Source organism: Rhizobacter sp. P2_D12, assembly GCF_056404395.1.
Genome location: NZ_JBFUEB010000056.1, coordinates 1 through 24,402, shown reverse-complemented (window position 1 = coordinate 24,402; position 24,402 = coordinate 1). Strand labels below are relative to the sequence as shown.

Below are 24,402 nucleotides of genomic sequence, written 5' to 3'. Positions count from 1 at the left end.
CCGGAGCCCCGCTTGAACGACTCCACGCCATCGTCTTCGACGCTGCGCCCCGTCAGGCCGCCTTCACCGGCGCGACGAACGCGATCAATCGCCCCATGCGCCGGATGAAATCCGCCGTCACGATGAACTGCGGCTTGTCGCGCTTCACGTAGGGCGCGATGTCCGGCGGGTTGTCGGCCGGGTACGGCGAGGTGTCGTAGATGTCTCCCACGTGCTTGCTGCGGTAGGCCGTGCCGGTGTACGGCGTGCCGGGCCCGTCGCCGCGGTACGGGTTGACGACCTCGGGCACCGGCGCCGTCCAGTAGTTCTTGTCGCCCAGGTCGGTGACCAGCGTGTCCACCTCGGCCTGCGGCACCGTCGGCGTCGCCATCACCGCGCCGGCGAACAGGTCGGGGAAGTCGACCTCGCGGATGCCGAAGTACTTCGGCAGCGCAGTCGGCTGCGTCGCCTTCAGCGGCGAACGCGCCACCATCTCGGCCACCGCCGCATCGCTCATCGCGCTCAGCTCGTCGTGGCGCTTCTGCAGGCCGGCCAGGTCGATCGAGCGGCCCGCCGAGTAGTGGCTCAGCGTGTTCGCCAGGTCCTTGTCGGCGTAGTAGGCGCCGTTGTGGATGTTCGAGCCGTAGCGGTGCACGTACAGCGGCTCGTTGGTGTCGAGCTCGATGAAGGTCGGGTGCGTGCGGCCGCTGAGCAGCGGGTTGCGCTGGATCGCGTCGGCCGGCAGCGGCACCGTCTTCAGCCACGCGATCGCCTCGGGGATGCGCGCCAGGAAGCTGCGATCCCCGGTGAGCGTGAAGTAGTGGAACAGCTGCTGGATGTTGGTCTGCGTGGTGTGCGTGGCCAGCGAGCGCGGCTCGTAGGTGCGCGCCCCCGCCGCGGCGCCGGCGGTGCGGCCGGCGGTGTCGCGAGACAGGTGCTGCAGGCTCCAGCCGGCCTGTGGCGCCGGCAGCTGCAGCCCGCGCATGCAGGCCATCGCGCGCGTGATGTTGTCGACCAGGTCGGTGCGGCCCAGCGCCATCACGCACAGCGTCAGGAACTTGATGTTCTCGCCCATCACGTCGTCGTTGAAGGTGACGTGCAGCGTGTAGTCGCCATCCTCCATGCCGGCGTGCGCACCGGCCGGGATCTGCTCCGGGTTGGGTGCCGGCATCGCGCTCTTCGAGCCGGCGTAGTGCGGAAAGCGCTGCGGCCAGCCACCGTTGGCCACGCCCAGCTCGGGGCCGAATTGCGCCTGGCGGATGTAGTCGATCGCCTTGTTCAGCGGCGCCTCGAAGCGCGCGTCCTTCTTCTCGAGCCGCATGCGCAACATCAGCTGCGAGGCCACCGCGGTGCCGGCGTCGTCGAAGGTGGCGTTGCCGTAGTAGTTCTGGAACTCCTCCAGCCGCCAGCCGTTGTGGCCGATGGTCTCGTACCAGTGCTTCAGCGATTCCTCGCCGGCGAAGTCGTGGATGTAGTTCCAGCCGCCCGACGCGTGCTGGGCCGCCACCACCGCCAGCGCGGTGCGCTCGGCTGCCTGGTAGAAGCGCTCGTCGCCGGTGGCGTGGTACGCGTCGAGGTAGATGTTGCCCACCGACGGCGTGCCCGGCGGCTGGATCCAGCACATCGTGCGCTTGGCCTCCATCTCGCCGAAGGTCTGCGTCAGGTCCGGCGAATACGACCAGACATAGCCGCCGCGGTACGACACCTCTTCGTCCATGTAGGTCACCGCGCGCTTCATCGCCGCGGCGGCCGTGGATTGCGGCGTGGTGGGCGGCGGCGTGCCGTCGTCGTCCGAACCGCCGCAGGCGGCCAGCGCGATCGGCGCCAGCGCCGCGCCCATGAATGTGCGTCGTTGCATCTTGCTTGTCTCCTCACTGAAGTCGACCCGGTGGCGGATTCCACCAAGTCATCAGTCATCGTATGACTTCAATTCGTGAGAAAACCCCGGAGTTGCCCTGTCAGAAAACGGTTTCAGACCGCTGCTTGCAAGGCAATGTTCATCAAGATGTACGACAACTTAAGAAGCCTGAGTCCCGTTCAGGTGTCAGTGCGAGCGGCCGGCGCCGGCACTCAGCTCGGCCCAGTCGAGCTCCTGCACGACGACGCGGAAGGCGGCGTCGCCGATGACGCCGGCGCGCAGCAGCTCTTGCGTGCGCGTGCGCGCGGCGGCGATCGCGCGGCGGCGCAGCGGGCCGCCGGAGCCTTCGTCGATCGCCTGCTCGTCGCGCTGGCGGTCCTGGTTCAGCGCCAGCGCCGACGCGTATTCCTGGCGCAGCAGCTGGGCGTGCTGCGACTCGTCACCGTCGATCGCGTCGAGCAGCGCGCGGTAGGCATGGGTGCGCGCGAGCCGCACCTCGCGGCCCACCGGGTCGTCGTCGCGCAGGTGGATGAAGCGGATCAGCGGCTTCAGCGTCAGGCCCTGCAGCACCAGCGTGCCCAGCACGACGGTGAAGGCACACAGCAGCACCAGGTCGCGGTAGGGGAACGGCGCGCCGCCGGGCAGCGTCTCGGGGATCGCGAAGGCCGCGGCCAGCGTGACGATGCCGCGCATGCCGGCCCACGACAGCACCACGGCGCCGCCCAGCACCTGGCGGACCGGCAGCGTGCGCACCCGCCCGGGCAGCGGCACGAACTTGTAGGCCATCACCCAGGCGAAGCGCGCCACGATGGTCACCGCCAGCACGGCCAGCGCCACCGCCAGCGATTCGCCGCCCCGCCCGCCGGCCTCGAGCCGCTCCCAGATCGGGCGCAGCTGCAGGCCGATCAGCACGAAGGCGAACGCATTCAGCACGAACACCACCGCCTCCCAGACCGCGAAGACCGGGATGCGCATGCGCGCCGGCATGCCGGCGCCGCCGCGGCGGGCCATCGTCATCGCGTAGGTGACCAGCGTCAGGATGCCGGACAGGCCGATCGCCTCGGCCCCCATCCAGACGCCGAAGGTGGTGGTGAACTGCAGGATCAGCGCGGTGGGGACGTCGCCATTGCGCTGCAACAGCGGTTGCAGCACGCGGGCCAGCAGCACGCCGACGACCAGGCTGCCGAAGACGGTGAGCAGCAGCACCGGCGTGAATGCGGCCACGCCCAGGTGCCCGGCCAGCATCGCCATGATCGCGAGGCGGTAGATGAGCAGCGCGCTCGCGTCGTTGAGCAGGCTCTCGCCTTCGATGATGGTGAGCAGCTTGTGCGGCAGCTGCAGCTGTCGCATCACCGCGGTGGCGGCCGCGGCATCGGGCGGCGCGACGATGGCGCCGAGCGCGATCGCGATCGGCCACGGCATGCCGGGCACCAGCCAGCGTGCGGCCAGCGCGACGAGGAGCACCGTGGTGCCGACGGCCGCGATCACCAGCCCGGCGATCGGCTTCCAGTTGGCGCGCAGGTCGCGCACCGAGGTGTCGTAGGCGGCATCGACCAGCACCGGCGCGACGAACAGCGTCAGCGCGAGGTGCGGATCGAGCGTCCAGCGCGGGCCGTCGGGCACCAGGGCCAGCAGCGCGCCGCCGATCGCGAGGAAGGTGGGGTACGGTGCACCGACGCGGCGGGCCAGCGCGGCCAGCAGCGCGGCGCCGGCGAACAGCAGGATGATCCATTCGAAGGTCGTCATGCGGGCCGGATCTCGCGTAAGGACCGGATCGTCGGCCGGCTGCCGTCGGCATGCCGCGCATCGCGGTCCAGCAGCAGCGCCTGCAAGCCCGCGCTGACCGCGCCGTCGTAGTCGAGCTCCGGCGAATCGCCGACCATCAGCACCTCGTGCGCCTTCATCGCGAAGCGCTCCACCACGTTGTGGAAGGCGCGCGCCATCGGCTTGCTGACGCCGGCCTCCTCGCCGATCGCGACGTGGTCGACCGCCGCGTCCAGCCCGGTCGCCTTCAGCTTGCGGCGCTGTCCATCCGACGGCCCGTTGGTCAGGATCGCCGTCTGCACCCCCTCCCCGCGCAGCGCCGCCAGCACCGGGCGCACGTCGTCGTACAGCAGCGGGCTGTCGTTGACGCAATCCATGAACAGCTTGTTCAGCCGCGGCACGATGTCGCCCGCCGGCGCCACGCCGATCAGGCCGAACGGGTCGGCAAAGCGGCGCTCGCGGTACTGCTGGCGCGTTAGCACGCCGCGCTCGAACTGCAGGAACAGCGGCCGGTCCACCTGCACGCAGGCCTGGATGAAGGCCTTCGAATCGACGCCCTCGCCGTCCAGCAGCCGCGCCATCTCGCCATACGCCACCTCGCGCGTCGCGGCAAAGTTCACCAGCGTGTCGTCCAGGTCGAAGATCACCAGCTTCATGCCGCCCTCCCGTCGTCCCACACCGGGCGCAGGCCGATCGTCGTCGTGCCCAGCCGCTCCCACTTGCCGCGGCTGGCGGCGATCGCCAGGAAGCGCGCCGGCTTGCTCCACGCGCCGCCCTTCACGACGCGCTCGAACGGCGACGCACCGCGGTCGGTGCACCACTCGCTGAGGTTGCCCGCCAGGTCGAGCAGGCCGATCTCGCTCGGCGCGAACCGGCCCACAGGCGTGGTGCCGCCATGGTGCTCGTCGTAGTTGGCGCGCGACGGGTCGGGCTCGACGTCCCCCCACGGGTAGCGCCGCGCCGGCTCGTTGTTCGACGCGAAGCACTCCCATTCGGCCACGCTCGGCAGCCGCGCCCCCAGGTGGCCGCAGATCAGCGCCGCACCGGCCCAGGACACGCTCCACAGCGGGTGCTCGTCCAGCCCCGCCACGCAGGCCCAGCGCTGCGCCGGCCGGTCGAAGACCAGCGGGCAGCGCGGGTTGTGCACGTTGATGTGGCGGTAGCTGGTCTCGTCCTCTTCCGGCACCCGCATCGCGTTCAGCACCTCCGCCGCGAGGCCGCAGGTCAGCAGGCTGCGGGCCACGCGCAATGGCGCCGCACCGGCCAGCCGCGTGCGGTCGGGCACGAAGCGCACCGCCTCGTCGAGATAGCGTTCCACCCGGGCGTCCGTCATTCGCTCGCGGCCTCCAGCACGCCGTCGATCACCTCGATCTGGCGGCTGCTCAGGTGGCGCCGCCAGGCCTCCTGCACGTCGGCCGGCGCGCGGAACGACGAGAACATGCCGCCCCGGCTGGCCGCCTGCCGCTGCTGCAGGAAAGCCGCCTGCTCGGGGTGCGGCTCGACCCCGAGGAAATCCGTCATCGCGCGCAGCGCCGGCTGCGGTTCGCGCACCAGGCCTTCCAGCGGCACCAGCCGGTGCTCGAACAGGTGCAGGCTGCGGCGTGCCAGCGCCTGCCGCGTGGCCACGCTCATCGCCGCGATCTCGGCCGCGCGCACGGCCGGCTCGGCCTCGCCGGCGCGGCTCTCGTAGTGCGGCCAGGACTCGCGGAAGGCCTGCGGCACCAGGTCTTGATACAGCCAGAACTCGGACAGGTCGCTGCGCAGCACCGACGAGACGATGGCGCGCGGGTCGCGCGTCAGGAACAGCACCTTCAGCGCCGGCATGAACTCCTTCAGCCATTCGAGCTTGCCGAACAGCGCCGTCTCCTTGAAGCCGACCACGCGGGCCGTGGTCGACCCCATCAGGTAGTCGCGCAGCTCCCCCAGGTAGGCGCGCAGCCCCGGGTGCTGCGCCAGCGAGCGGTGGAACAGCTCGGGGTCGTAGTCGACGTCGGTCCATTGCACCAGGTCGCATTGCCGGAAAAAACGGGTGTGCATCGACAGCGGCTCGTTGATGCATTCGATGGCCGGGTGGGCCTGCAACAGGTCATGGAGGAAGTTGGAGCCCGACCGATGGTGGGCCATCACCAGGAAAGGGGCGCGTACTTCCGGGTCGCTCGAACTGCTCATGGCGCGAGAAGATACCGCAGTAGGGCATTCCCAGGGGGAAGCCCGCAGCGCCGGGGGCTTGCCACCGGGCGGCAGCCCCCGTACCCTTAGGCACAGTGAATGAGGCGTACGGACGTGCGCTGCACCGGCCACCCGGTCAGCGTCGTACGAGGGAGAACAAAATCGTGAGCCCTCTGTCACAGGCCGGATCCAGCGTGCGTGCTCGCCTGACGCGGAGCTTGGCGTGGGCCGCCGGGCCGCTGGCCGTCATCGCGGTGCTGGCCGGCCTGGGTTTCATCTACACACAAACCCGTAGCCCGGCCGCGCCGCAGACGCTCGACAAGCTCAGCATCGCCGTCTCGTCGACGCCACACGCCGCGTTGCTGCACCTGGCCGCCGCCCAGGGCTTCTTCGCCGCCGAGGGGCTGGACGCGACGCTCACGCCGGTCAGCCACGGCAAGGCCGCGATCGACCTGCTCGAACAAGACCGCATCGACATGGCCGCCGCCGCCGAGGTGCCTTTCGTCATTTCGGTGCTGAAGGGCAGCCAGTTCTCCATCGCCGCCACGGTGGCCAGCGTGTCGTCCGAGATGGCGATCGTCGCGCGCCGCGACCGCGGCATCGAAACCCCGCGCGACCTGATCGGCAAGAAGATCGGCGCCACCGCCGGCACCAGCGGCGAGTACTTCCTGTGGGCCTTCCTGATCCGCCAGCGCATCCAGCCCTCGTCCATCACGCTGGTCGACGTGCCGCCGGGCCAGATGACGCAGCAGCTCGCACAGGGCAGCGTCGATGCGGTGTCGACCTGGCAGCCGGTGCGTTCCGCCACCGAATCGGCGCTGAGCGAGAACGCCGCATCCTTCGTCGAGCCGAACGCCTATGCGGTGACGCACGTCGTCGCGGCCCGCACCGCGTGGCTGAAGGAGCATCGGGCGGTCGCCGAGAAGCTGGTGCGCGCGCTGGTGCGCGCCGAGGCTTTCGCACGCGACCAGCCGCAGCAGGCGATGGCGCTGGTCGCCGAGCGCCTGAAGATCGACCCCAAGGTGCTGCGCGCGAGCTGGGCCGAGCTCGATTTCCGCGTCGACCTGCTGCAGTCGCAGCTGATCACGCTCGAAGACGAGGCCCGCTGGGCGATGGCGCGCGGCTACGCACCCAAGGCGGCACTGCCCAACTTCCTGCCGCACCTGTACCTCGAGGCGCTGCTCGCGATCGAGCCGGCGCGCGTGACGGTGGTCCATTGACCATGGAGCACCCCCCATGAAAATCAGCACCAAGGGCCGCGTCGGCACCGCCACCGCGCTCGCCACCATCGGCCTGATCGCGGCCGTGATCTGGTGGGCCAATACCGAGGTCGAGGACGCCAACCGCCAGCGCCGCCAGACCTCCGAGATCGCACGCGCGCTGAACGACCTGCGGCTGGTCACCTTCGAGTACATCCTGCACCGCTCCGACCGCGCGCGGCTGCAGGAGCAGGAGGCCTCGACCCGGCTCGACAAGCTGCTGGCCGCGAGCAGCTTCTCGAACACCGAAGCCAAGGCGGTGCTGGCCGACCTGCGCGAGAACATCGAGGCCACGCACCGCATCTTCGCGGACTTCCTGACCAGTTCGAACGCCAGCCCCGACCCGGCCGCCGGCCCCGAGGCGACGCGCCAGTTCGAAGCGCAGCTGTCGAGCCGGCTGCTGGTGCTGCAGCAGGAAAGCCTGACGGCCGCGCTGCGCCTGGCCGACGACTCGACGCAGCGCATCAATGCGGCGCAGCACCGCGTCGAGATCGCGATCCTGGCCGGGCTGGCGCTGATCGCCGCCACCACGGCCGCCATCGCATGGCTGCTCGGCCGCCACGTGCTGGCGCCGATCGGCCGGCTCGAGCAGGCCACGCGCGAGATCGCGTCCGGCAACTGGAACTTCCAGCTCGCCGTCGACAGCCACGACGAGATCGGCGACATGTCGCGCAACTTCAACGCGATGACGCAGGCGCTGCGCGAATCCTTCGCCGAGGTGCAGCGCAAGAACGAGGAGCTGGCGGCGCTGAACAAGGAGATCGAGGCCTTCAGCTACTCGGTCTCGCACGACCTGCGCGCGCCGCTGCGCAGCATGGACGGCTTCTCGCTCGCGCTGCTCGAGGACTACGGCGACAAGCTCGACGACGAGGCGCGCGATTCGCTGAACCGCATCCGCGCCGCCAGCCAGCGCATGGGCCGGCTGATCGACGAGCTGCTCGGGCTGTCGCGCGTCACGCGCACCGAGCTCGCGATCCGCACCGTCAACCTGAGCGCGATCTCGCGCGAGATCGCCGATTCGCTGGACCGCCAGTACCCCGAGCGCTCGGTGCAGTGGCAGATCGACGACAACATGACGGTGCAGGCCGACAAGTCGCTGATGCACATCGCGATGCAGAACCTGCTGGAGAACGCGTGGAAGTTCACCGGCAAGACCGAGCAGCCGGTGATCCGCGTCGGCATCGAGGACAGCGAAGGCGAGCGCCGCTGCTTCGTCGCCGACAACGGCGTCGGCTTCGACATGAGCTTCGCCGACCGCCTGTTCGGCGCCTTCCAGCGCCTGCACCACGAAAGCGAGTTCTCCGGCACCGGCATCGGCCTGGCCATCGTGCAACGCATCTTCCGCCGCCACGACGGGCGCATCTGGGTGCAGGCCCAGCCGGGCCAGGGCGCCACGTTCTATTTCAGTCTCAAGGACCCCTCGCATGAACGACTCCAACAAGGTCATCCTGCTGGTTGAAGACAACCCGGACGACGTGGCGCTGACGCTGCGCGCCTTCAAGCGCAGCCACCTGATGAACCCGATGGCGGTGGCGCGCGACGGCATCGAGGCGCTCGACTTCCTGTTCGCGCGCGGCGCGCACGCCGAGCGCGCCGGCGCCGCGCTGCCGACGCTGGTCATCCTCGACCTGAAGCTGCCCAAGCTCGACGGCCTGGGCGTGCTGAAGGCGATGCGCGCCGACCCGCGCACGCAGTACCTGCCGGTGGTGATCCTGACCTCGTCCAAGGAGGAGCAGGACCTGATCTCGGGCTACGCGCTGGGCGCCAACAGCTACGTGCGCAAGCCGGTGGATTTCGCCGAGTTCCTCGAGGCGGTGAAGGTGTTGGGCATCTACTGGCTGATGATGAACGAGGTGCCGCCGCAGCTGGGGGCCGCCCCGTGACGCGAAAGCCGGTCAAGGTGCTGCTGGTCGAGGATTCGGAGGACGACGCCAGGCTGGCGATCCGGATGCTGCGCCAGGGCGGATTCGACCCGAGCTACCGGCGCGTGCAGGACGCGCAGTCGCTGAAGTCCGTCATCGGCACCGAACCGTGGGACGCGGTGCTGTCGGATTTCCGCCTGCCCAGCTTCAGCGGCGTCGAGGCGCTGCGCATCTTCCGCGCGTCCGGGCTGGACATCCCGTTCATCTTCGTCTCCGGCACCATCGGCGAGGAGACCGCCGTCGAGGCGATGAAGGCCGGCGCGAGCGACTACGTGATGAAGCAGAACCTGGCGCGCCTCGCGCCGGCACTGGAACGCGAACTGGGCCAGGCGGTGATCCGCGCCCAGCACCGCCAGGCCCAGGAAGAGCTGGAGCTCACGCGCGACCGCTACGTCGACCTGTACGACTTCGCGCCGGTGGGCTACCTCACGGTGTCGGCCGACGGCGTGATCGCGCAGCTCAACCTGACCGGCGCCGACATGCTGGGCGACACGCGCGAGCGGCTGCTGGCCGCGCCGCTGTCGCGCTTCGCGGGGGCCGACGATGCCGCGCGCTGGCAGCAGCATTTCGCGCAGGTGCTGGGCAGCGGCGACAAGCACGGCCTGGAGCTGCAGCTGCAGCGGGTGGACGGCACCAGCTTTCACGCCCACCTCGACTGCATGCGCGTGAGCGCCGGCAACGCCGCGCCGCTGGTGCGCATCGCCATGACCGACATCAGCGAACGCAAGGAGGCCGAGGCCGACATGCACCGCTTCGAGGCGCAGCTGAGGCACGTGCAGAAGATGGAATCGGTGGGCACGCTGGCCGGCGGCATCGCGCACGACTTCAACAACATCCTGGGCGGCATCCTCGGCAACGTGGCGCTGGCGCGCGAGCAGGTGGCGCAGCTGGACGGCGGCCACGCCGTGCTGGCGAACCTGGAGGAGATCCACAAGGCCAGCTCGCGCGCACGCACGCTGGTGCGGCAGATCCTGACCTTCAGCCGCCGCGAGCCGCAGGAGCTGCTGACGCAGTCGCTGCGGCCGATCATCGAAGAGACGCACCGGCTGCTGCGCGCCACCCTGCCGGCCCAGGCCGAGCTGGAGATCGTGGTGGCCGGCGAGCCCTTGAACGTGCATGCCGACGCGACGCAGATCCAGCAGGTGCTGATGAACCTGTGCACCAACGCCTGGCATGCGCTGAAGGACGGCGCCGGGCACATCTGCGTCGGCCTCGAGACGGTGCGGCTGGCCGACGACGGGACGCCGGCGCACGCCGGGCTGCCGGCCGGACGCTATGCGCACCTGTGGGTCAGCGACACCGGCGTCGGCATGGACGCGGCCACGCGCGAGCGCATCTTCGAGCCCTTCTTCACGACCAAGCCGGTGGGCCAGGGCACCGGGCTCGGGCTGTCGGTGGTGCACGGCATCCTGGCGGCGCACCATGGCGCGATCCACGTCGAGAGCGAGCCCGGGCGCGGCAGCACCTTCCACCTGTTCCTGCCGGCGGTCGACGAAGAGGAGACCATCCCCGGCACGCTGCCCGAGGCCAGCGCGCCGGTGCGCGGCCACGGCGAGCACGTGCTGTACATCGACGACGACGCGACGATGGTGGTGATGGTCGAGAGCCTGCTGCAGCGCTGGGGCTACCGCGTGACCAGCCTGCAGGATGCGCCGGTGGCGATCGAGTCGGTGCGGCGCGATCCACGCGCCTTCGACCTCGTCGTCACCGACTTCAACATGCCCGAGTGTTCCGGGCTCGACGTCGCCGAGGCGCTGGCGGGCATCCGGCCCGGGCTGCCGATCGTCATCAGCTCGGGCTACATCACCGACGAGCTGCGCGCGCGGGCGCGCGAAGCCGGCGTGCGCGGGCTGCTGGAGAAGCAGAACACCTTCGAGGAACTGGGCGGCCTGGTGGGCCGCATCCTGTCGGCACCGGCCGACGCCGCGGCATGACGGGGCGCGTCACCCGGCCGCAGCGCGAGGCGCTCAATGCGCACCGGCCCGGCATCGTCTACCTGACCGGGCTGTCCGGCGCCGGCAAGTCGACGCTCGCGCGGCTGCTCGAGCAGCGCCTGCATGCGCAAGGCATCCGCACCTACGTGCTCGACGGCGACGAGCTGCGCACCGGGTTGTGCGCCGGGCTCGGCTTCTCGGACGCCGATCGCATCGAGAACATGCGGCGCGTCGCCGAGGTCGCGCGGCTGATGGTGGACGCGGGGCTGGTGGTGATCACCGCGCTGATCTCGCCGTTTCGCGCCGCGCGCGAGGCGGCGCGGGCCCGCTTCGCGCCGGGTGAGTTCTTCGAGGTCTTCGTCGATGCGCCGCTGTCGGTGTGCGAGGCGCGCGATCCGAAGGGCCTGTACCGGCGCGCGCGGCGCGGCGAGATCCCCGGCTTCACCGGCATCGATTCGCCGTACGAGCCGCCGCTGGACGCCGAGATCTGCATCGACTCTGCACATTCGACGCCGCATGCGGCCGCCGATGCGCTGGTGCTGCGCCTGGCCGCGGTGGGCCTGTGCCGAACGGACGGTGACGGCTGGCCGACCTGACAAGCGGCGGGCGCGCCACTACGATCTGCGGCACCCCCGCTCCACAGGCTCGCGCGCCATGTCCTACCGCATCAGCAGGCTGCCCCGGTTGCCGGCCCCCATCGACCGCATGAAGTTCCGCAAGGCCCTGAGCGCGATGTCGGTCCATCCCGTCAACCGCAGCTGGCTGCAATCCGAGGCGGGGCTGTCCCCGCATGAAGTGGATTCGCTGCTGACGACGCTGGGCCACGCCGGCGTGCTCGAAGGCCCGTTCCCCGATGACGATCCCGCACCGCGGCCGGCGCGCCGCGGCACCTGGCAGCTGCTCGCGCAGCTGGTGCGCAGCCGCTTCACGCGCAAGCACGATGCGGCGCCGCCCGCCGCGCCGGCCGCCGCGCCACCGGCCGGGCTGCCGGGCTGGCTGGATGCGGTGCCGCCGCAGACGCAGCAGCGCATCGCCGAAGAACTGCGCGGCCTGCTGGCACGCCACCCCCACGCGCGCAAGGTGCTGGCCCACCTGAGCATGCTCGAAAGCACGCTGCGCCAGAAGACCCCGGCCGCGGCGCATGCATTGCCGATCGCGGTGCTGCGCCAGGCGCTGTCGCAGCTGCGCGCGCTGGGCATCCCGGAACACGACGCCGCGCTCGCGCTGCTGCGCTCGCGCCTGATGCGGGTGGTGCTGCAGCACGACGACGCCGATGACGCGGCGCTGCAGCGCGACGTCGAGGTGGCCGAGGTCGGCCTGTCGCGCTTCATCGAGGCGCAGCAGCTGTGGGACCAGCAGACGCTGCCGATGCGGCATTGACCTCAGCGCGGCGACGGCAGCGGGATGCGCGCCAGCACGCCGTCGCCGAAATCCTCGTACAGCCCGACGTCCTTGCGGTGCGCATAGCCGATGAAGCAATCGCACTTGAAGCGCGGGCACGGCCGCACGGCGGCCATCGCAGCGAGATCGTCCACGTAGAGGTTGCCCAGCCGCCGCGGCACGAAGTGGCAGCGCTGCACCTCGCCGTCGCCATCCACCGAGAACACGTCCTCGCCGGCACGGCAGGGCCTGCCGCGCGACGCGGTGTCCTGGTGGCCGTGGTGGAACCACGGGTCGACGCCATCGAGCCACTGCAGGTCGTCCGGCGTGTAGTAGCCGGGGCCGCGGCGGTCGTACGGGTTGAGCCACAGGTGGCAGGACGCCGGCAGCGCCGCGCGCAGTGCACGGATCGCGTCGAAGTGCTCGCGCAGCGCCACCACGCCGACCGAATGCGCGATGCCCATCGCCGCCAGACGCGCGCAGCGCTCGGTGAAGCGCGCGAGCGGCGTCTGGCCCGGGTGGAAGGTGCACCACAGCGCGAGCTTGCCGCGCGGCGCCTGCGCCAGCCAGGACAGCGGCGCCGCCAGGTTGGTCTGCACCGCCACCTGGCGCACCTGCGGCAGCGCGGCCAGCGCCAGCATCGCATCGCGATAGTGGCGCCGCACCAGCGCCTCGCCCCAGGGCGTGAACAGCACGCGCAGCTCGCGCGGCTGCCGGCCGGCCCAGGCGACGAAGCGCGCCACCTCGGCCACATCGCGCGCCAGCGTGGCGCGCGTGTCGCGCCGCTTCGCGAACGGGCAGTAGCCGCAGGCGTAGTTGCAGCTGCTCAGGCTGCCGCGGTACAGCAGCGTCAGCACGCCGCCCCCTGCATCAACCGCTGCACGCGCGGCGAGACCAGCCACGGGCCGATGGTGTCGCTGGCGGCCACGCCGCGTTCGGTGAGGACGAGCTGCCGGCCGTCGTCGTGCGCGAGGCCGAGTTCGGCCAGTTGGCGCAGCTGCGGCAGGTCGTCCAGGGCCTGCGTGCCGAAGCGCCGACCGTAGGCGGCATGCTCCAGCCCCGGCAACGTCAGCAGCGACTGGATCGCGTGGCGGCGGCGCTGCTCGTCGCCGTCGAGCGCGAAGCCGTGCTCGGCCCAGCCGAAGCGCGCCTCGTCGCGTGACGCGAAATCCTCGACGATGTCGCGCGTCGCGGCACGGTCGACCGCATAGCTGGTGGAGTAGTGCAGCCCCGCGGTGTACGAGCGCGCGCCCGCGCCCAGGCCCACCATGCCGTCGGTCTGGCAGCAGTAGACCGGCCCGTCGTCCTGCGGCGCGTGCGGCGCGCGGAACATGCGCATCGACACCTGCACGTAGCCGGCTTCCCGCAGGCGTTCGCGCGCGGCGGCGTAGAGCGCAGGGCGCGCGTCGGCCGCCGCCACCGGCGCCGCGGCATGGCGGATCGCCAGCTTGCCGAGCCCGGTCTGCTCGCGCACGTACAGCGGGTACAGGTAGATCTCTTCCGGCGCGAAGGCCAGCGCGCTGTCCAGCGACTGCAGCCAGCTCGCCAGCGTCTGGCCGGCGATGCCGTAGATCAGGTCGAGGTTCATCACCGGGAAGCCGGCATGGCGGATCTCGCCGATCGCCGCCGACACGACGGCGTTCTGCTGCGGCCGCGCCAGCGAACGCACCTCCTGCTCGGAGAAGCTCTGGACGCCCATGCTGACGCGCGTGACGCCGGCCGCGCGGCACACCGCCAGCCGATCGCGCGTGACGGTCTCGGGCGAGACCTCGATGCCCGACGGCGTCGCGGCCAGGTCGATGCGAAGCCACTGCGCGGCGCCGTCGTACAGCCGCTGCAGCTGCGCCGCCGACAGGTAGCTCGGCGTGCCGCCGCCCAGCGCCAGCCGCGCGAAACGCCGCTCGCCGAGCGCCCGGTCGAGCGCGCGCATCTGGCGCAGCACCGCGTCGACGTAGCGGTCGACCAGGTCGTCGTGCGGCTGCGCCATCGCGAACAGGTTGCAGAAGCCGCAGCGCATGGTGCAGAACGGCAGGTGCACGTAGGCGAACAGCGCCGAGCGGTCTTGCCCGGCCCACAGCGCGTCGAGCGCGCGCGGCGGCGCCAGCGGGCGGTAGGCGCTCTTGTGCGGGTACGAGTACGAGTAGGCCTGGTACGGCCCCTCGTGCAGCCGCTGCGCGAGCGAGGGTGGCAAGGCGGTCATGGCGGCGCGAGGAAGAAGTGCGCGTAGGGCACGGTCCAGACGCTGTCGTGGGCCAGCCGGTGGCCGCTGTAGCCGTCGTCGCCGTACGCGCTGCCATGGTCGGAGCACACGATGACGAAGCACGGCCCGCGCTGCGCGCAGGCGTCGAACAGCGGGGCCAGTGCCATGTCGACGTGGCGCAGCGCGGCGGCGTGCGTGTCGAGCGAATCGACCGCGTGCCCGGGCAGGTGGGCCCGGTTCGGCGCGTGGATGGCCGACACGTTGATGAAGAGGAACAGCTTCTGCGGCAGCGCCTGCAGCCGCTCGATCGCCAGCGCCACCTGGCGCTCGGTGGAGCGGCGTTGGCCGACGCCCATCCCCGGGTTCCAGTGGCTCTCGGCGAACAGCCCCGGCAGCACGCGGCCGAGCGCGGTCAGCCGGTTGAAGAAGCCGACGCCGCCGATGCACAGCGTGTGGTAGCCGCGCGCGGACAGCCCGGCGAGGATGTTCTCCTCGTCGAACACGCAGGTGCTGGCGGCGGTGGTCTCGCTGCCGAGGAATGCGGTGGCGAACAGCCGCGGGTGGCGGCCCGGCCGCGCCGGCGTGGGCAGGAAGCCGGCGAAGAAGGCATGGTGCGCCGCATAGGTGAAGCTGCCCGGCGTGTGGCGCCGCTCCCAGCCCTGCGGGCCGAGGTGGCGCGACAGCACCGGCAGCTCGCCGCGCTCGAACAGCGACTGCGCGACGTCGTAGCGCAGCGTGTCGAGCGTGAGGAAGACGATGTCGTGCGTGCCGACGACGCGGTTCATGTCGGGGGCCTCGGTCATGCGGCCCCCTGCTGCAGGGCCGCGTGCGTGTCCTGCCCCTGCCACAGCAGGCCGGGCAGCAGGTCGCCGAAGGCATTGGCCTCGAGCACGTGGGCCGAGCTGCCGCGCACGACGACGTCGAAGCCGATCAGCCGGCTGCCGCGGAAGGCGGTGGCCGCGTGCTCGGCGGTGGCTTCCAGCAGCCGCAGTTCGTCGGGCGACAGCAGCGCGGCCGCGTCGCCGCGCCGGCTGTCCAGGTGCAGGTTGGTCATCGCGCGCTGACCGATGCGGGCCACGCGGTGCGCGGCACGCCCGTCCAGCGCCAGCACGCGCAGGTCGAAGTGGCCGGCCCCGCAGCGCGGCTTGGGCAGCCAGGCCTCGGCATAGGCCTGTTGCGCAGCGATGCCGTCGACCACCTGCCGGATCTCGGCTGGCCGGTGGTAGCTGCGCAGGCGCTTGACGTTGAAGAGCCGCGGCGCGGCGCCCGCCACCGGCTGCAGCGCGGCCGACGTGGTGGCCTGCTCGTCGCCGCGCCGGTTGCGGCGGTAGGCGACGACGCCGGCGGCCGACGAGCCATAGCGCGCCTTCAGGAACGCCCGGTCGAGGCCGTGCGCATCGAGCAGCGCGCGCAGCGCGTCGTAGCCGTCCACCGGGCCGAGCAGTGCCGCGGTGGGCACCGCGTGCGCCTGCAGGCGCTGCTGGCAGGCCAGCTTGTCGGTCATCGCGACGATGTCGGCCGGCGCGTTGACCACGTGCGCCTGCGGCGCCTGCGCAAGCACCGCGGCGATGCGCGCCATCGCATCGGCGAAGCCGTGGAACCAGGCGTCGGTCGCGAGCAGCTCGCCATGCCCGGGCGCGGCGCAGCGCGGCCGGCCGAGCGCGTCGCAGCCGCGGTGCAGCAGCTGCAGGTGGGCCTGCGCATCGTCGCCCGGCGGCTCGATCTTGAAGTCGCACGGGCCGGCCAGCGCCTGCGACAGCCGGTCGGGCTGCGCCAGCCAGTCGCGCCATTCGACCAGCCGGACCGGCGCCAGGCCGAGCGCCGCGCGGGCCGCCTGCAGGCCGCGGCTGCGCTTGCTGCCGCCGACGCCCAGCACGACCCAGGGCCGCTGCGGTCTATTCACCGACCGCCACGTAGCGGTCGCCGTCGTCTTCCTGCTGCGGGTCGTCGAGCACGACGCCCGGGATGGCGGCCCGCAGCTGCGCCTGCAGCGGCGCCGAGATGTAGTGGTGCGACAGGTCGAGTTTCTTCAGGCCGCGCACGTGGGGGCTCGCGAGCAGCGCCTGCGCGCCGGCATCACCCAGCGTGCCCAGCGACAGGTCGAGCATCTCCAGCGTCGCGACCCAGGCCTCGCCGGAAAGCCAGGCCGCGAGTTCGTCGGCGATCTCGGCGTCGCGCAGGCCGAGCGTGCGCAGCGCCGGCGTTCGCAGGTGGTTCACCAGCCCGCTGAGCAGCGCCAGGTTGCCGTCGAAACCGTAGTCGGAGGTGCCGACCCACAGCTCCAGGTGTTCCAGTGCCGGCAGGCTGGAGCGCGCCAGCGCGCCGGCGATGCCGGTGGGCAGCCCGCCGCATTCGATCGCCAGGTGGCGCAGCCCGGCGTGCCGGAAGGCCGGCAGCTCGAGCGAGGTGGCGCCGCGGATGCGCAAGGCCTTCAGCGCCGGGTAGGCGTTCAGGAAGGCCGCGTAGTTGCCCTGGATGATCCACGAGATCTCGCAATCCTCGTAGGTCATGTCGCCGACGAACAAGGCCTCGAAGGCCGGCAGCTGGGGCGCCAGCCGCACCAGCTCGGCCAGCAGCTCGTCCGGCCCGGTGTCGTGCGGCTCGCCCCAGGGCCCGATCACCAGCGCCTGCAGCGTGGCCTTGTCGACCACGCCGAGGAACTCGCGCAGCAGCTCGGTCATCGTCTGCGTCGCGTCATAGTCGAGGCTCAGGCGGTAGACCGTGGTGGCCGGCGGCGCGCCGGCCGGCTTGCCGCTCTCGTAGTCGACCACGGTCCTGCCGAAGAACGACTCGGTGCGTTCGGAAATCGTCATCTCGGGCCCCTGCGGGTGGTGTGCGGCCCACGAGGTTACCCGATGCCCATGAGAATGCCGTGATGCCCAGCTTCTTCGACGCGATCACGCAGCACCTGCGCCCGCTGCAGGCCGAGCACTGCCGCTGCGAGCTGGCGGCGCCGTGGGCGATCCGGCTGCCACAGGGGCCGGGCATGCGCTTTCATTTCGTCGCACGCGGCGAATGCACGGTGCGGGTGGCAGGACATGACGCGATCCGCCTGGCCACCGGCGACCTGGCCCTGCTGCCGCACGCGAGCGACCACGTCATCGCCGACCCGCCCGACGCCGCGCCGCGCCTGCTGGATGAACTGCAGCCGGCGCTGGCCGGCCCCTGCAGCTACCGGTTGCGTACCGGCGGCAGCGGGCGCGCGGGGCTGGTGCTGTGCGGCAGCATGGTGTTCGACCCGCTGACCACGCGCCACATCGTCAGCGCGATGCCGGCCGTGCTGAGGGTGTCCGGCGTGCGCCTGCGCGACCCGGCACTGGCGGCAGCGGTCGAGCAGATGGCCGAGGAAGCGGCCGCGCCCGGCTTCGGCACGTCCGCCGTGATGGCGCGCCTGGCCGACCTGGTGGTGGTGCGTGCCTTGCGCCTGTGGATGGAGGACAACCCCGGCCACGCGACCGGCTGGATCGCCGCGGCGCGCGACCCCGCCGTCGCCCGCGCGTTGACGGCGCTGCACGAGCGGCCCGGCGAGCCGTGGGACGTCGAGGCGCTGGCCGCCGTGGCAGCGGTGTCTCGCTCCACCTTCAGCGAGCGCTTTGCCGCCGCGCTCGGCACGTCGCCCGCGCGCTACGTCGCGCAATGGCGCATGCAGCGGGCGGCCGAGCTGCTGCGCACGACGGCACTGACGATGGCCGAGATCGCGACGCGCCTGGGCTACGAATCCGATGCGAGCTTCAGCCGCAGCTTCAAGCGCATCATGGGCGAGGCGCCGTCCGGCCTGCGCCGGCGCGCGGCCGCTCAGGACGGCGTCGCGCGCACGTAGACGGCCCGCGTGGCCAGCTGCTCGCGCGCCCCGGGCGGCGTCAGGTACAGCTCGATGGTGTGCCGATCCGGCGACTCGATGCGGATCAGCGTGCGCATGCCCACCGACTTTCCCGCATACGCCTCGCCCGACACGCCCTGGTCGGTGAAGCTGCCGAACAGGTTGATCGTGCGCTGCGGCCCCGAGGCCTTGGGCGCAGCGTAGATCATCATGACGGCGTTGCTCGCGTCGATGGTGACCCACTCGTAGGCCCGGTCCATGGTGTTGTAGCCGAGCCAGCCGCGGCGCCAGTAGCGGTGGCCCTCCAGCGTGCCCTCGGTGGTGTCCTCGAGGTAGCGCCCGCCGCCCACCCATTCGCGCCGCGTCACCATGTCGTCGGTGACGAGCGGCGGTGCGTCGGGGCTGCGGCCCAGCGTGGCATAGACGCCCATGCGGACCTTCCAGGTGCCGGCCAGCGACGCGATGGCCTCGTGGCCGGCATTGGGCAGGCCGCGCCGCAACCAGGCCGGCAGCTCGGGCGCGGATGCGGGCGCAGAAGCGGGAGCAGAAACGGGAGCAGAAACGGACGCGGCCTGCGCCTGCGCGGCGCTGCCCGCGAGCAAGGTCGAGACGGACAGCAGCGTGACGGCAACGGCATGGCGGATCGGCATGGGGCGGCTCCGGGTGGAATGGGAGAGCCGCAGTGTGCCGGGCCATGCGGCGCCGCACCATGTCCCGTTGGCGCGATGGCTTGACCATTCGTCCGGCGATGGACAGGGTTATCACTGCCGCATGCACGAGAGTTTTGACTTGCGGCGCGCCCACGCGTGTGGCTTACTGGCCGGCCCTTTGTCATCGCCGGGGGATTCGCATGAGGCTTGCCTGCCTGCTGATGCTGCTTGCGCTGTCGGCGTGTGAACGCCGCGAGGCGCCGCCTGCCACGACACCCGGCCCCGCGAGCGCGCCGACGTCGAGCGTCACGCCCCAGCCCGTGGACACCCCGGCCTCCGGCGCCACCGGCCCGGCCGGCGGGTCCACCGCGATCGGCGGCATGGCCGCGCACCCGGGCGAAGCGCCGGGCGGCAAGTCGGCCGCGCCCGCCCCCACCGGCGGCGACGGCACCGCGTCGGCCCCCGCCAAATAGAAAGACGTTGCAGGCCGCGCCGATCCGCGACAAGATTTGATCCTACGTGCCAAGTCCCCCAGGAGATCCCCAGATGGACATGAACCGAAGGCAGTTCTTCCGCGTGAGCGGCGCAGGGCTGGCCGCCTCCAGCCTCGTCGCGCTCGGCTTCTCGCCGGCGACCGCCCTGGCCGAGACGCGCCACTTCAAGCTGGCCCGCACCACCGAGACGCGCAACACCTGCCCGTACTGCTCGGTGGGCTGCGGGATCATCATGTACAGCCTGGGCGACAAGGCCAAGAACGTCGTCTCGGACATCATCCACATCGAGGGCGACCCCGACCACCCGGTCAACCGCGGCACGCTGTGCCCCAAGGGCGCCGGCCTGCTCGACTTCGTGCACAGCCCGAACCGCCTCAAGTATCCCGAGGTGCGCGAGCCCGGCAGCACCGAATGGAAGCGCGTCAGCTGGGACGATGCGATGACGCGCATCGCCAAGCTGCTGAAGGCCGACCGCGACGCGAACTTCGTCGCCACCAACGCCGCCGGCCAGGTCGTCAACCGCTGGACCAGCACCGGCATGCTGTGCGCGTCGGCGTCGAGCAACGAATCGGGCTACATCACGCACAAGGTGATGCGCTCGATGGGGATGCTGGTCTTCGACAACCAGGCGCGCGTCTGACACGGACCGACGGTGGCCAGTCTGGCCCCGACGTTCGGCCGCGGTGCGATGACCAACCACTGGGTGGACATCAAGAACGCCGACCTCGTGCTGATCATGGGCGGCAATGCCGCCGAAGCCCACCCCTGCGGCTTCAAGTGGGTGATCGAGGCCAAGCACCACAACAAGGCCAAGCTGGTGGTCGTCGACCCGCGCTTCACGCGCTCGGCCGCGATGGCCGACTATTACGCGCCGATCCGCGCCGGCACCGACATCGCCTTCCTGGGCGGCGTCATCAACTACCTGATCGGCAACGACAAGCTGCAGAAGGAGTACGTGAAGGCGTACACCAATGCGCCCTTCATCGTCGGCGAGGCCTACGGCTTCCAGGACGGCCTGTTCACCGGCTATGACGAGGCCAAGCGCAGCTACAGCAACGCGAGCTGGGCCTACGAACTCGACGACAAGGGCTTCGCCAAGGTCGACCCGACGCTCGAGCACCCGCGCTGCGTGCTGCAGGTGATGAAACGCCACTACGCGCGCTACACGCCCGAGCTGGTCAGCCGCATCACCGGCACGCCGAAGGACAAGTTCCTGAAGGTGTGCGAGATGATCGCCGGCACCGCGCTGCCGAACAAGGCGATGACCATCATGTACGCGCTCGGCTGGACGCAGCACAGCCAGGGCTCGCAGATGATCCGCACCGCCGCGATCGTGCAGCTGCTGCTGGGCAACATCGGCATCGCCGGCGGCGGCATGAACGCGCTGCGCGGCCACAGCAACATCCAGGGCCTGACCGACCTGGGGCTGCTGTCGAACTCGCTGCCGGGCTACCTGTCGCTCGCGCGCGAGTCCGAGCAGGACCTCGACACCTATTACAAGACCCGGGCGCTGAAGCCGCTGCGCCCCAACCAGATGAGCTACTGGCAGAACTACCCGAAGTTCTTCGTCAGCCTGCAGAAATCGTGGTGGGGCAACGCGGCGACGGCCGAGAACGCGTGGGCCTTCCACTACCTGCCGAAGATCGACAAGGTCTACGACGTGCTGCAGGCCTTCGAGCTGATGAACCAGGGCAAGCTCAACGGCTACATCTGCCAGGGCTTCAACCCGGTCGGCTCGTTCCCCGACAAGAAGAAGATCATCGCCGGGCTGTCGAAGCTGAAGTTCCTGGTGACCATCGACCCGCTGAACACCGAGACCTCGGAGTTCTGGAAGAACTTCGGCGAGTTCAACGACGTGAAGAGCGCCGACATCCAGACCACGGTGTTCCGGCTGCCGTCGACCTGCTTCGCCGAAGAGGACGGCTCGCTGACCAACTCGGGCCGCTGGCTGCAGTGGCACTGGAAGGGCGCCGAGCCGCCCGGCGAGGCGCGCGGCGACCCGGAGATCATCGCCGACATCTTCCACCGCATGCGCACGGCCTATGCGAAGGACGGCGGTGCCTTCCCCGACCCGATCGTCAACCTGACCTGGCCCTACAAGATCCCGCACAGCCCGTCGGCCGAAGAGCTGGCGATGGAATACAACGGCCGCGCACTGGCCGACGTGCTGGCCCCGGCCGATCCGAAGGCACCGGCGGGCACGCCGCCCAAGGTGCTGGCCAAGGCCGGCGAGCAGCTGCCGGGCTTCGGGCTGCTGCGCGACGACGGCAGCACCGCCAGCGGCTGCTGGATCTACTGCGGCGCCTGGACGCAGGCCGGCAACCAGATGGCGCGGCGCGACAACAGCGACCCGTGGGGCATCGGCCAGACGCTGAACTGGTCATGGGCCTGGCCGGCGAACCGCCGCATCCTGTACAACGCGGCCTCGAGCGCACCCGACGGCAAGCCGTGGAACGCGCGGCGCAAGCTGGTGCAGTGGAACGGCACGGCGTGGGGCGGTGCCGACGTGCCCGACATCCGGCCCGACGCGAGCCCGGCCGATGCCGAGCGCGTGCAGCCGTTCATCATGACCTCCGAGGGCGTGGCGCGCCTGTTCGCACCCACCGGCATGGCCGAGGGGCCGCTGCCCGAGCATTACGAGCCGTTCGAGTCGCCGCTGGCCAACAACCTGATGCACCCGAACAACCCGAAGGCACGCGCCAACCCGGCGGCGCGCGTGTTCAAGGGCGACCTCGAGGCGATGGGCACGCCGAAGGACTTCCCGTTCGTCGCCACCAGCTACCGGCTGACCGAGCACTTCCACTACTGGACCAAGAACGTCGAGACCTCGGCCATCATCCAGCCGCAGCAGTTCGTCGAGATCGGGCTGGAGCTGGCCAAGGCGAAGGGCATCGCCAACGGCGACACGGTGAAGGTGTCGTCCAAGCGCGGCTTCATCAAGGCGGTGGCGCTGGTGACGCAGCGCATCCCGCAGCTGGAGGTCGACGGCCGCAAGGTCGACACGGTGGGCCTGCCCAACCACTGGGGCTTCGTCGGCCTCGCGAAGAAGGGGTACCTCGTCAACACGTTGACGCCGTTCGTGGGGGACGCCAACACGCAGACCCCCGAATACAAGTCGTTCACCGTCAACATCGAGAAGGCCTGAGCCATGTCTTCACTCCAGTCTCTCGATATCGCCGCGCGCTCGGCCACCACCACGCCGAGCCCGCAGGCGCGCACGACGGCCGAGGTCGCCAAGCTGATCGACGTCTCCAGCTGCATCGGCTGCAAGGCCTGCCAGGTGGCGTGCATGCAGTGGAACGACCTGCGCGACAGCGTCGGCAACAACGTCGGCGTCTACGACAACCCGGCCGACCTGAGCGCCGAATCGTGGACTGTGATGCGCTTCTCCGAGGTGCAGACGAAGTCGCTCAACGAGGAGATGAAGCTCGAGTGGCTGATCCGCAAGGACGGCTGCATGCACTGCGCCGACCCGGGCTGCCTGAAAGCCTGCCCGGCGCCGGGCGCGATCGTCAAGTACACCAACGGCATCGTCGACTTCATCGAGGAAAACTGCATCGGCTGCGGCAACTGCGTCACCGGCTGTCCGTTCGACGTGCCGCGCATCAGCAAGAAGGACAGCAAGGCCTACAAGTGCACGCTGTGCTCCGACCGCGTCGGCGTCGGCCTGGAGCCGGCCTGCGTGAAGGCCTGCCCGACCGGCGCGATCCACTTCGGCAGCAAGGAAGACATGCTCGAGTACGGCGCCGAACGCGTCGCCGACCTGAAGGAGCGCGGCTACGCGCAGGCCGGCGTCTACGACCCGCAGGGCGTCGGCGGCACGCACGTGGTCTACGTGCTGCAGCACGCCGACCAGCCGGGTCTGTACCACGGCCTGCCGGCCAATCCGACGATCAGCCCGTGGGTCTCGCTGTGGAAGGGCGCGGCCAAGCCGATCGCGCTGGCGCTGATGATCGGCGCGGCGATCGCCGGCTTCTTCCACTACACCAAGGTCGGGCCGGTCGAGGTGCCCGAGGATGAAGGAGGCCGCTCATGACACGCTTCATCCAGCGCTATGCCGACGGCACGCGCATGAACCACTGGGCGGTGGCGCTGCTGTTCGTCTGTGCCGGGCTGTCGGGACTGGCGTTCTTCCACCCTGCCCTCTACTTCCTGACGATGCTGTTCGGCGGCGGGCCCTGGACGCGCATCCTGCACCCGTTCTTCGGCGTGCTGATGGTGCTGGGCTTCGTGCTGCTGTTCGCCCGGGTGTGGCGCGAGAACACCTGGCAGCCGCGCGACACCGAATGGGTCAAGGCGGCGCCGCACCTGATGAAGACCGGCGACGAGCACGGCATGCCGCCGGTGGCCAAGTACAACGGCGGGCAGAAGCTGGTGTTCTGGCTGTTCGCCATCAGCCTGCTGCTGCTGTTCGTCACCGGCTTCGTGTTCTGGCAGCCGTGGTTCGCCGATTACTTCCCGATCGTGCTGCGGCGCATCGCGGTGGTGGTGCACGCGGTGTCGGCGGTGGTGCTGGTGCTCAGCGTGATCGTCCACGTGTATGCCGCGATCTGGGTCAAGGGCACGATGCGCGCGATGACGCGCGGCACCGTCTCGGACAACTGGGCGCGCCGCAACCACCCGCTCTGGTACCGTGAGGTCAGCGGAGACAAGTGACCCGATGACCCTGACTTCCAGCACGCGGCTGCTGTCGCCCGAAGAGATCGCCGTCCAGGCCGGGCAGCAGGTGCCGTTCCTGCGGCTGCCCGAGCGCGGCACGCTGTTCGCCGAGCGCGAGATGCGGCTGCGCCAGCGCGCGGCCGGCCACGCGATGCGCGACTTTTTGCTGTTCATGGCCGAGCTGGCGCAGGGCCAGCACGCGTTGCTGCAGAACCATCCCGCGGTGGCGTTGCCCGACGCGCCCGCACTGGACGCCGCGGCCCAGGCCGGGCTGCCCCCGCTGCCGGCCGACCGCTGGCCGCGCGACCCGGCGT

23 protein-coding genes are annotated in these 24,402 nt (G+C 70.8%); 12 read left to right on the top strand and 11 right to left on the bottom strand.

Going from position 1 to position 24,402, the window contains the following annotated elements:
* Positions 1-52 precede the first annotated feature (52 nt).
* The 5 genes from AC1DYN_RS18830 to AC1DYN_RS18810 all read right to left on the bottom strand — a co-directional run bounded on the left by AC1DYN_RS18830 (position 53) and on the right by AC1DYN_RS18810 (position 5,770).
* Positions 53-1,837, bottom strand: coding sequence for a pectate lyase (locus tag AC1DYN_RS18830; RefSeq protein WP_477962308.1), 1,785 nt, complete (start codon positions 1,835-1,837; stop codon positions 53-55).
* A gap of 186 nt (positions 1,838-2,023) precedes the next feature.
* Entirely contained in the window at positions 2,024-3,583 is a 1,560-nt protein-coding gene (locus tag AC1DYN_RS18825; RefSeq protein WP_477962306.1) for a cation:proton antiporter, read from the bottom strand.
* A complete protein-coding gene (locus AC1DYN_RS18820; protein ID WP_477962304.1) occupies positions 3,580-4,257 on the bottom strand; it encodes an HAD family hydrolase in 678 nt (225 codons plus the stop codon). Before AC1DYN_RS18820 ends, AC1DYN_RS18825 begins: the two co-directional genes overlap by 4 nt.
* Positions 4,254-4,919 (bottom strand): formylglycine-generating enzyme family protein, encoded by a 666-nt coding sequence (locus AC1DYN_RS18815; RefSeq protein ID WP_477962302.1) that lies wholly within the window; start codon positions 4,917-4,919, stop codon positions 4,254-4,256. Before AC1DYN_RS18815 ends, AC1DYN_RS18820 begins: the two co-directional genes overlap by 4 nt.
* Before the next feature lie 11 nt (positions 4,920-4,930).
* Complete coding sequence (locus AC1DYN_RS18810; RefSeq protein WP_477962300.1) at positions 4,931-5,770, bottom strand: sulfotransferase; 840 nt, start codon at positions 5,768-5,770, stop codon at positions 4,931-4,933.
* 164 nt (positions 5,771-5,934) lie between these two features.
* Here AC1DYN_RS18810 and AC1DYN_RS18805 point away from each other — a divergent pair, with 164 nt between their 5' ends.
* Genes AC1DYN_RS18805 through AC1DYN_RS18780 form a run of 6 tightly spaced genes read left to right on the top strand, consistent with a single transcriptional unit; the run spans position 5,935 to position 12,265 of the window.
* The gene (locus AC1DYN_RS18805; protein ID WP_477962298.1) at positions 5,935-6,990 is read left to right on the top strand and encodes an ABC transporter substrate-binding protein; all 1,056 of its coding nucleotides are present in this window, start codon (positions 5,935-5,937) and stop codon (positions 6,988-6,990) included.
* Between the two features lie 16 nt (positions 6,991-7,006).
* A complete protein-coding gene (locus AC1DYN_RS18800) occupies positions 7,007-8,488 on the top strand; it encodes a sensor histidine kinase (RefSeq protein WP_477962296.1) in 1,482 nt (493 codons plus the stop codon).
* Positions 8,454-8,912 carry a response regulator gene (locus AC1DYN_RS18795; RefSeq protein ID WP_477962294.1) on the top strand — a complete coding sequence of 153 codons (459 nt, stop codon included), beginning with the start codon at positions 8,454-8,456 and terminating at the stop codon, positions 8,910-8,912. The genes AC1DYN_RS18800 and AC1DYN_RS18795 overlap by 35 nt, the downstream gene beginning before the upstream one ends.
* The gene (locus AC1DYN_RS18790; protein WP_477962291.1) at positions 8,909-10,885 is read left to right on the top strand and encodes a hybrid sensor histidine kinase/response regulator; all 1,977 of its coding nucleotides are present in this window, start codon (positions 8,909-8,911) and stop codon (positions 10,883-10,885) included. The genes AC1DYN_RS18795 and AC1DYN_RS18790 overlap by 4 nt, the downstream gene beginning before the upstream one ends.
* Positions 10,882-11,481, top strand: a complete 600-nt coding sequence (gene cysC, locus AC1DYN_RS18785; protein ID WP_477962289.1) for an adenylyl-sulfate kinase — start codon at positions 10,882-10,884, stop codon at positions 11,479-11,481. The genes AC1DYN_RS18790 and cysC overlap by 4 nt, the downstream gene beginning before the upstream one ends.
* 58 nt (positions 11,482-11,539) lie before the next feature.
* Entirely contained in the window at positions 11,540-12,265 is a 726-nt protein-coding gene (locus AC1DYN_RS18780; RefSeq protein WP_477962288.1) for a hypothetical protein, read from the top strand.
* Between the two features lie 2 nt (positions 12,266-12,267).
* On the opposite strand, the gene AC1DYN_RS18775 is transcribed toward AC1DYN_RS18780, so the two are convergent.
* Genes AC1DYN_RS18775 through AC1DYN_RS18755 form a run of 5 tightly spaced genes read right to left on the bottom strand, consistent with a single transcriptional unit; the run spans position 12,268 to position 17,278 of the window.
* A complete protein-coding gene (locus AC1DYN_RS18775; protein ID WP_477962286.1) occupies positions 12,268-13,122 on the bottom strand; it encodes an STM4011 family radical SAM protein in 855 nt (284 codons plus the stop codon).
* The gene (locus AC1DYN_RS18770; protein ID WP_477962285.1) at positions 13,116-14,465 is read right to left on the bottom strand and encodes an STM4012 family radical SAM protein; all 1,350 of its coding nucleotides are present in this window, start codon (positions 14,463-14,465) and stop codon (positions 13,116-13,118) included. The genes AC1DYN_RS18775 and AC1DYN_RS18770 overlap by 7 nt, the downstream gene beginning before the upstream one ends.
* On the bottom strand, positions 14,462-15,268 hold the full coding sequence (locus AC1DYN_RS18765; RefSeq protein WP_477962283.1) for an STM4013/SEN3800 family hydrolase: 807 nt from the start codon (positions 15,266-15,268) through the stop codon (positions 14,462-14,464). The genes AC1DYN_RS18770 and AC1DYN_RS18765 overlap by 4 nt, the downstream gene beginning before the upstream one ends.
* Complete coding sequence (locus tag AC1DYN_RS18760; protein WP_477962281.1) at positions 15,265-16,368, bottom strand: STM4014 family protein; 1,104 nt, start codon at positions 16,366-16,368, stop codon at positions 15,265-15,267. Before AC1DYN_RS18760 ends, AC1DYN_RS18765 begins: the two co-directional genes overlap by 4 nt.
* Positions 16,361-17,278, bottom strand: a complete 918-nt coding sequence (locus AC1DYN_RS18755) for an STM4015 family protein (RefSeq protein WP_477962279.1) — start codon at positions 17,276-17,278, stop codon at positions 16,361-16,363. Before AC1DYN_RS18755 ends, AC1DYN_RS18760 begins: the two co-directional genes overlap by 8 nt.
* Positions 17,279-17,340: 62 nt before the next feature.
* Here AC1DYN_RS18755 and AC1DYN_RS18750 point away from each other — a divergent pair, with 62 nt between their 5' ends.
* Entirely contained in the window at positions 17,341-18,285 is a 945-nt protein-coding gene (locus tag AC1DYN_RS18750; RefSeq protein ID WP_477962277.1) for an AraC family transcriptional regulator, read from the top strand.
* Here AC1DYN_RS18750 and AC1DYN_RS18745 read toward each other — a convergent pair.
* Positions 18,261-18,935, bottom strand: a complete 675-nt coding sequence (locus AC1DYN_RS18745) for a DUF1579 family protein (protein WP_477962275.1) — start codon at positions 18,933-18,935, stop codon at positions 18,261-18,263. The genes AC1DYN_RS18750 and AC1DYN_RS18745 overlap by 25 nt on opposite strands.
* Positions 18,936-19,255: 320 nt before the next feature.
* Between AC1DYN_RS18745 and AC1DYN_RS18740 the strand changes: the two genes are divergently transcribed.
* The 5 genes from AC1DYN_RS18740 to fdhE all read left to right on the top strand — a co-directional run.
* The gene (locus AC1DYN_RS18740) at positions 19,256-19,408 is read left to right on the top strand and encodes a hypothetical protein (RefSeq protein WP_477962273.1); all 153 of its coding nucleotides are present in this window, start codon (positions 19,256-19,258) and stop codon (positions 19,406-19,408) included.
* Between the two features lie 73 nt (positions 19,409-19,481).
* On the top strand, positions 19,482-22,574 hold the full coding sequence (gene fdnG, locus AC1DYN_RS18735) for a formate dehydrogenase-N subunit alpha (protein ID WP_477962271.1): 3,093 nt from the start codon (positions 19,482-19,484) through the stop codon (positions 22,572-22,574).
* Between the two features lie 3 nt (positions 22,575-22,577).
* Complete coding sequence (gene fdxH / locus AC1DYN_RS18730; protein WP_477962269.1) at positions 22,578-23,465, top strand: formate dehydrogenase subunit beta; 888 nt, start codon at positions 22,578-22,580, stop codon at positions 23,463-23,465.
* Positions 23,462-24,085, top strand: coding sequence for a formate dehydrogenase subunit gamma (locus AC1DYN_RS18725; RefSeq protein ID WP_477962267.1), 624 nt, complete (start codon positions 23,462-23,464; stop codon positions 24,083-24,085). Before fdxH ends, AC1DYN_RS18725 begins: the two co-directional genes overlap by 4 nt.
* A 4-nt stretch (positions 24,086-24,089) precedes the next feature.
* Positions 24,090-24,402 (top strand): formate dehydrogenase accessory protein FdhE domain-containing protein (fdhE, locus tag AC1DYN_RS18720; RefSeq protein ID WP_477962265.1); only part of this gene is annotated, 313 nt, incomplete at its 3' end.

Coding starts and splice junctions, on each gene's coding strand:
- AC1DYN_RS18810 (WP_477962300.1), bottom strand. CDS start 5,770: ATGAGCAGTTCGAGCGACCCGGAAGTACGCGCCCCTTTCCTGGTGATG.
- cysC (WP_477962289.1), top strand. CDS start 10,882: ATGACGGGGCGCGTCACCCGGCCGCAGCGCGAGGCGCTCAATGCGCAC.
- AC1DYN_RS18755 (WP_477962279.1), bottom strand. CDS start 17,278: ATGACGATTTCCGAACGCACCGAGTCGTTCTTCGGCAGGACCGTGGTC.
- AC1DYN_RS18750 (WP_477962277.1), top strand. CDS start 17,341: ATGCCCAGCTTCTTCGACGCGATCACGCAGCACCTGCGCCCGCTGCAG.
- AC1DYN_RS18770 (WP_477962285.1), bottom strand. CDS start 14,465: ATGACCGCCTTGCCACCCTCGCTCGCGCAGCGGCTGCACGAGGGGCCG.
- AC1DYN_RS18745 (WP_477962275.1), bottom strand. CDS start 18,935: ATGCCGATCCGCCATGCCGTTGCCGTCACGCTGCTGTCCGTCTCGACC.
- AC1DYN_RS18765 (WP_477962283.1), bottom strand. CDS start 15,268: ATGACCGAGGCCCCCGACATGAACCGCGTCGTCGGCACGCACGACATC.
- AC1DYN_RS18820 (WP_477962304.1), bottom strand. CDS start 4,257: ATGAAGCTGGTGATCTTCGACCTGGACGACACGCTGGTGAACTTTGCC.
- AC1DYN_RS18830 (WP_477962308.1), bottom strand. CDS start 1,837: ATGCAACGACGCACATTCATGGGCGCGGCGCTGGCGCCGATCGCGCTG.
- AC1DYN_RS18825 (WP_477962306.1), bottom strand. CDS start 3,583: ATGACGACCTTCGAATGGATCATCCTGCTGTTCGCCGGCGCCGCGCTG.
- AC1DYN_RS18780 (WP_477962288.1), top strand. CDS start 11,540: ATGTCCTACCGCATCAGCAGGCTGCCCCGGTTGCCGGCCCCCATCGAC.
- AC1DYN_RS18800 (WP_477962296.1), top strand. CDS start 7,007: ATGAAAATCAGCACCAAGGGCCGCGTCGGCACCGCCACCGCGCTCGCC.
- fdxH (WP_477962269.1), top strand. CDS start 22,578: ATGTCTTCACTCCAGTCTCTCGATATCGCCGCGCGCTCGGCCACCACC.
- AC1DYN_RS18795 (WP_477962294.1), top strand. CDS start 8,454: ATGAACGACTCCAACAAGGTCATCCTGCTGGTTGAAGACAACCCGGAC.
- AC1DYN_RS18725 (WP_477962267.1), top strand. CDS start 23,462: ATGACACGCTTCATCCAGCGCTATGCCGACGGCACGCGCATGAACCAC.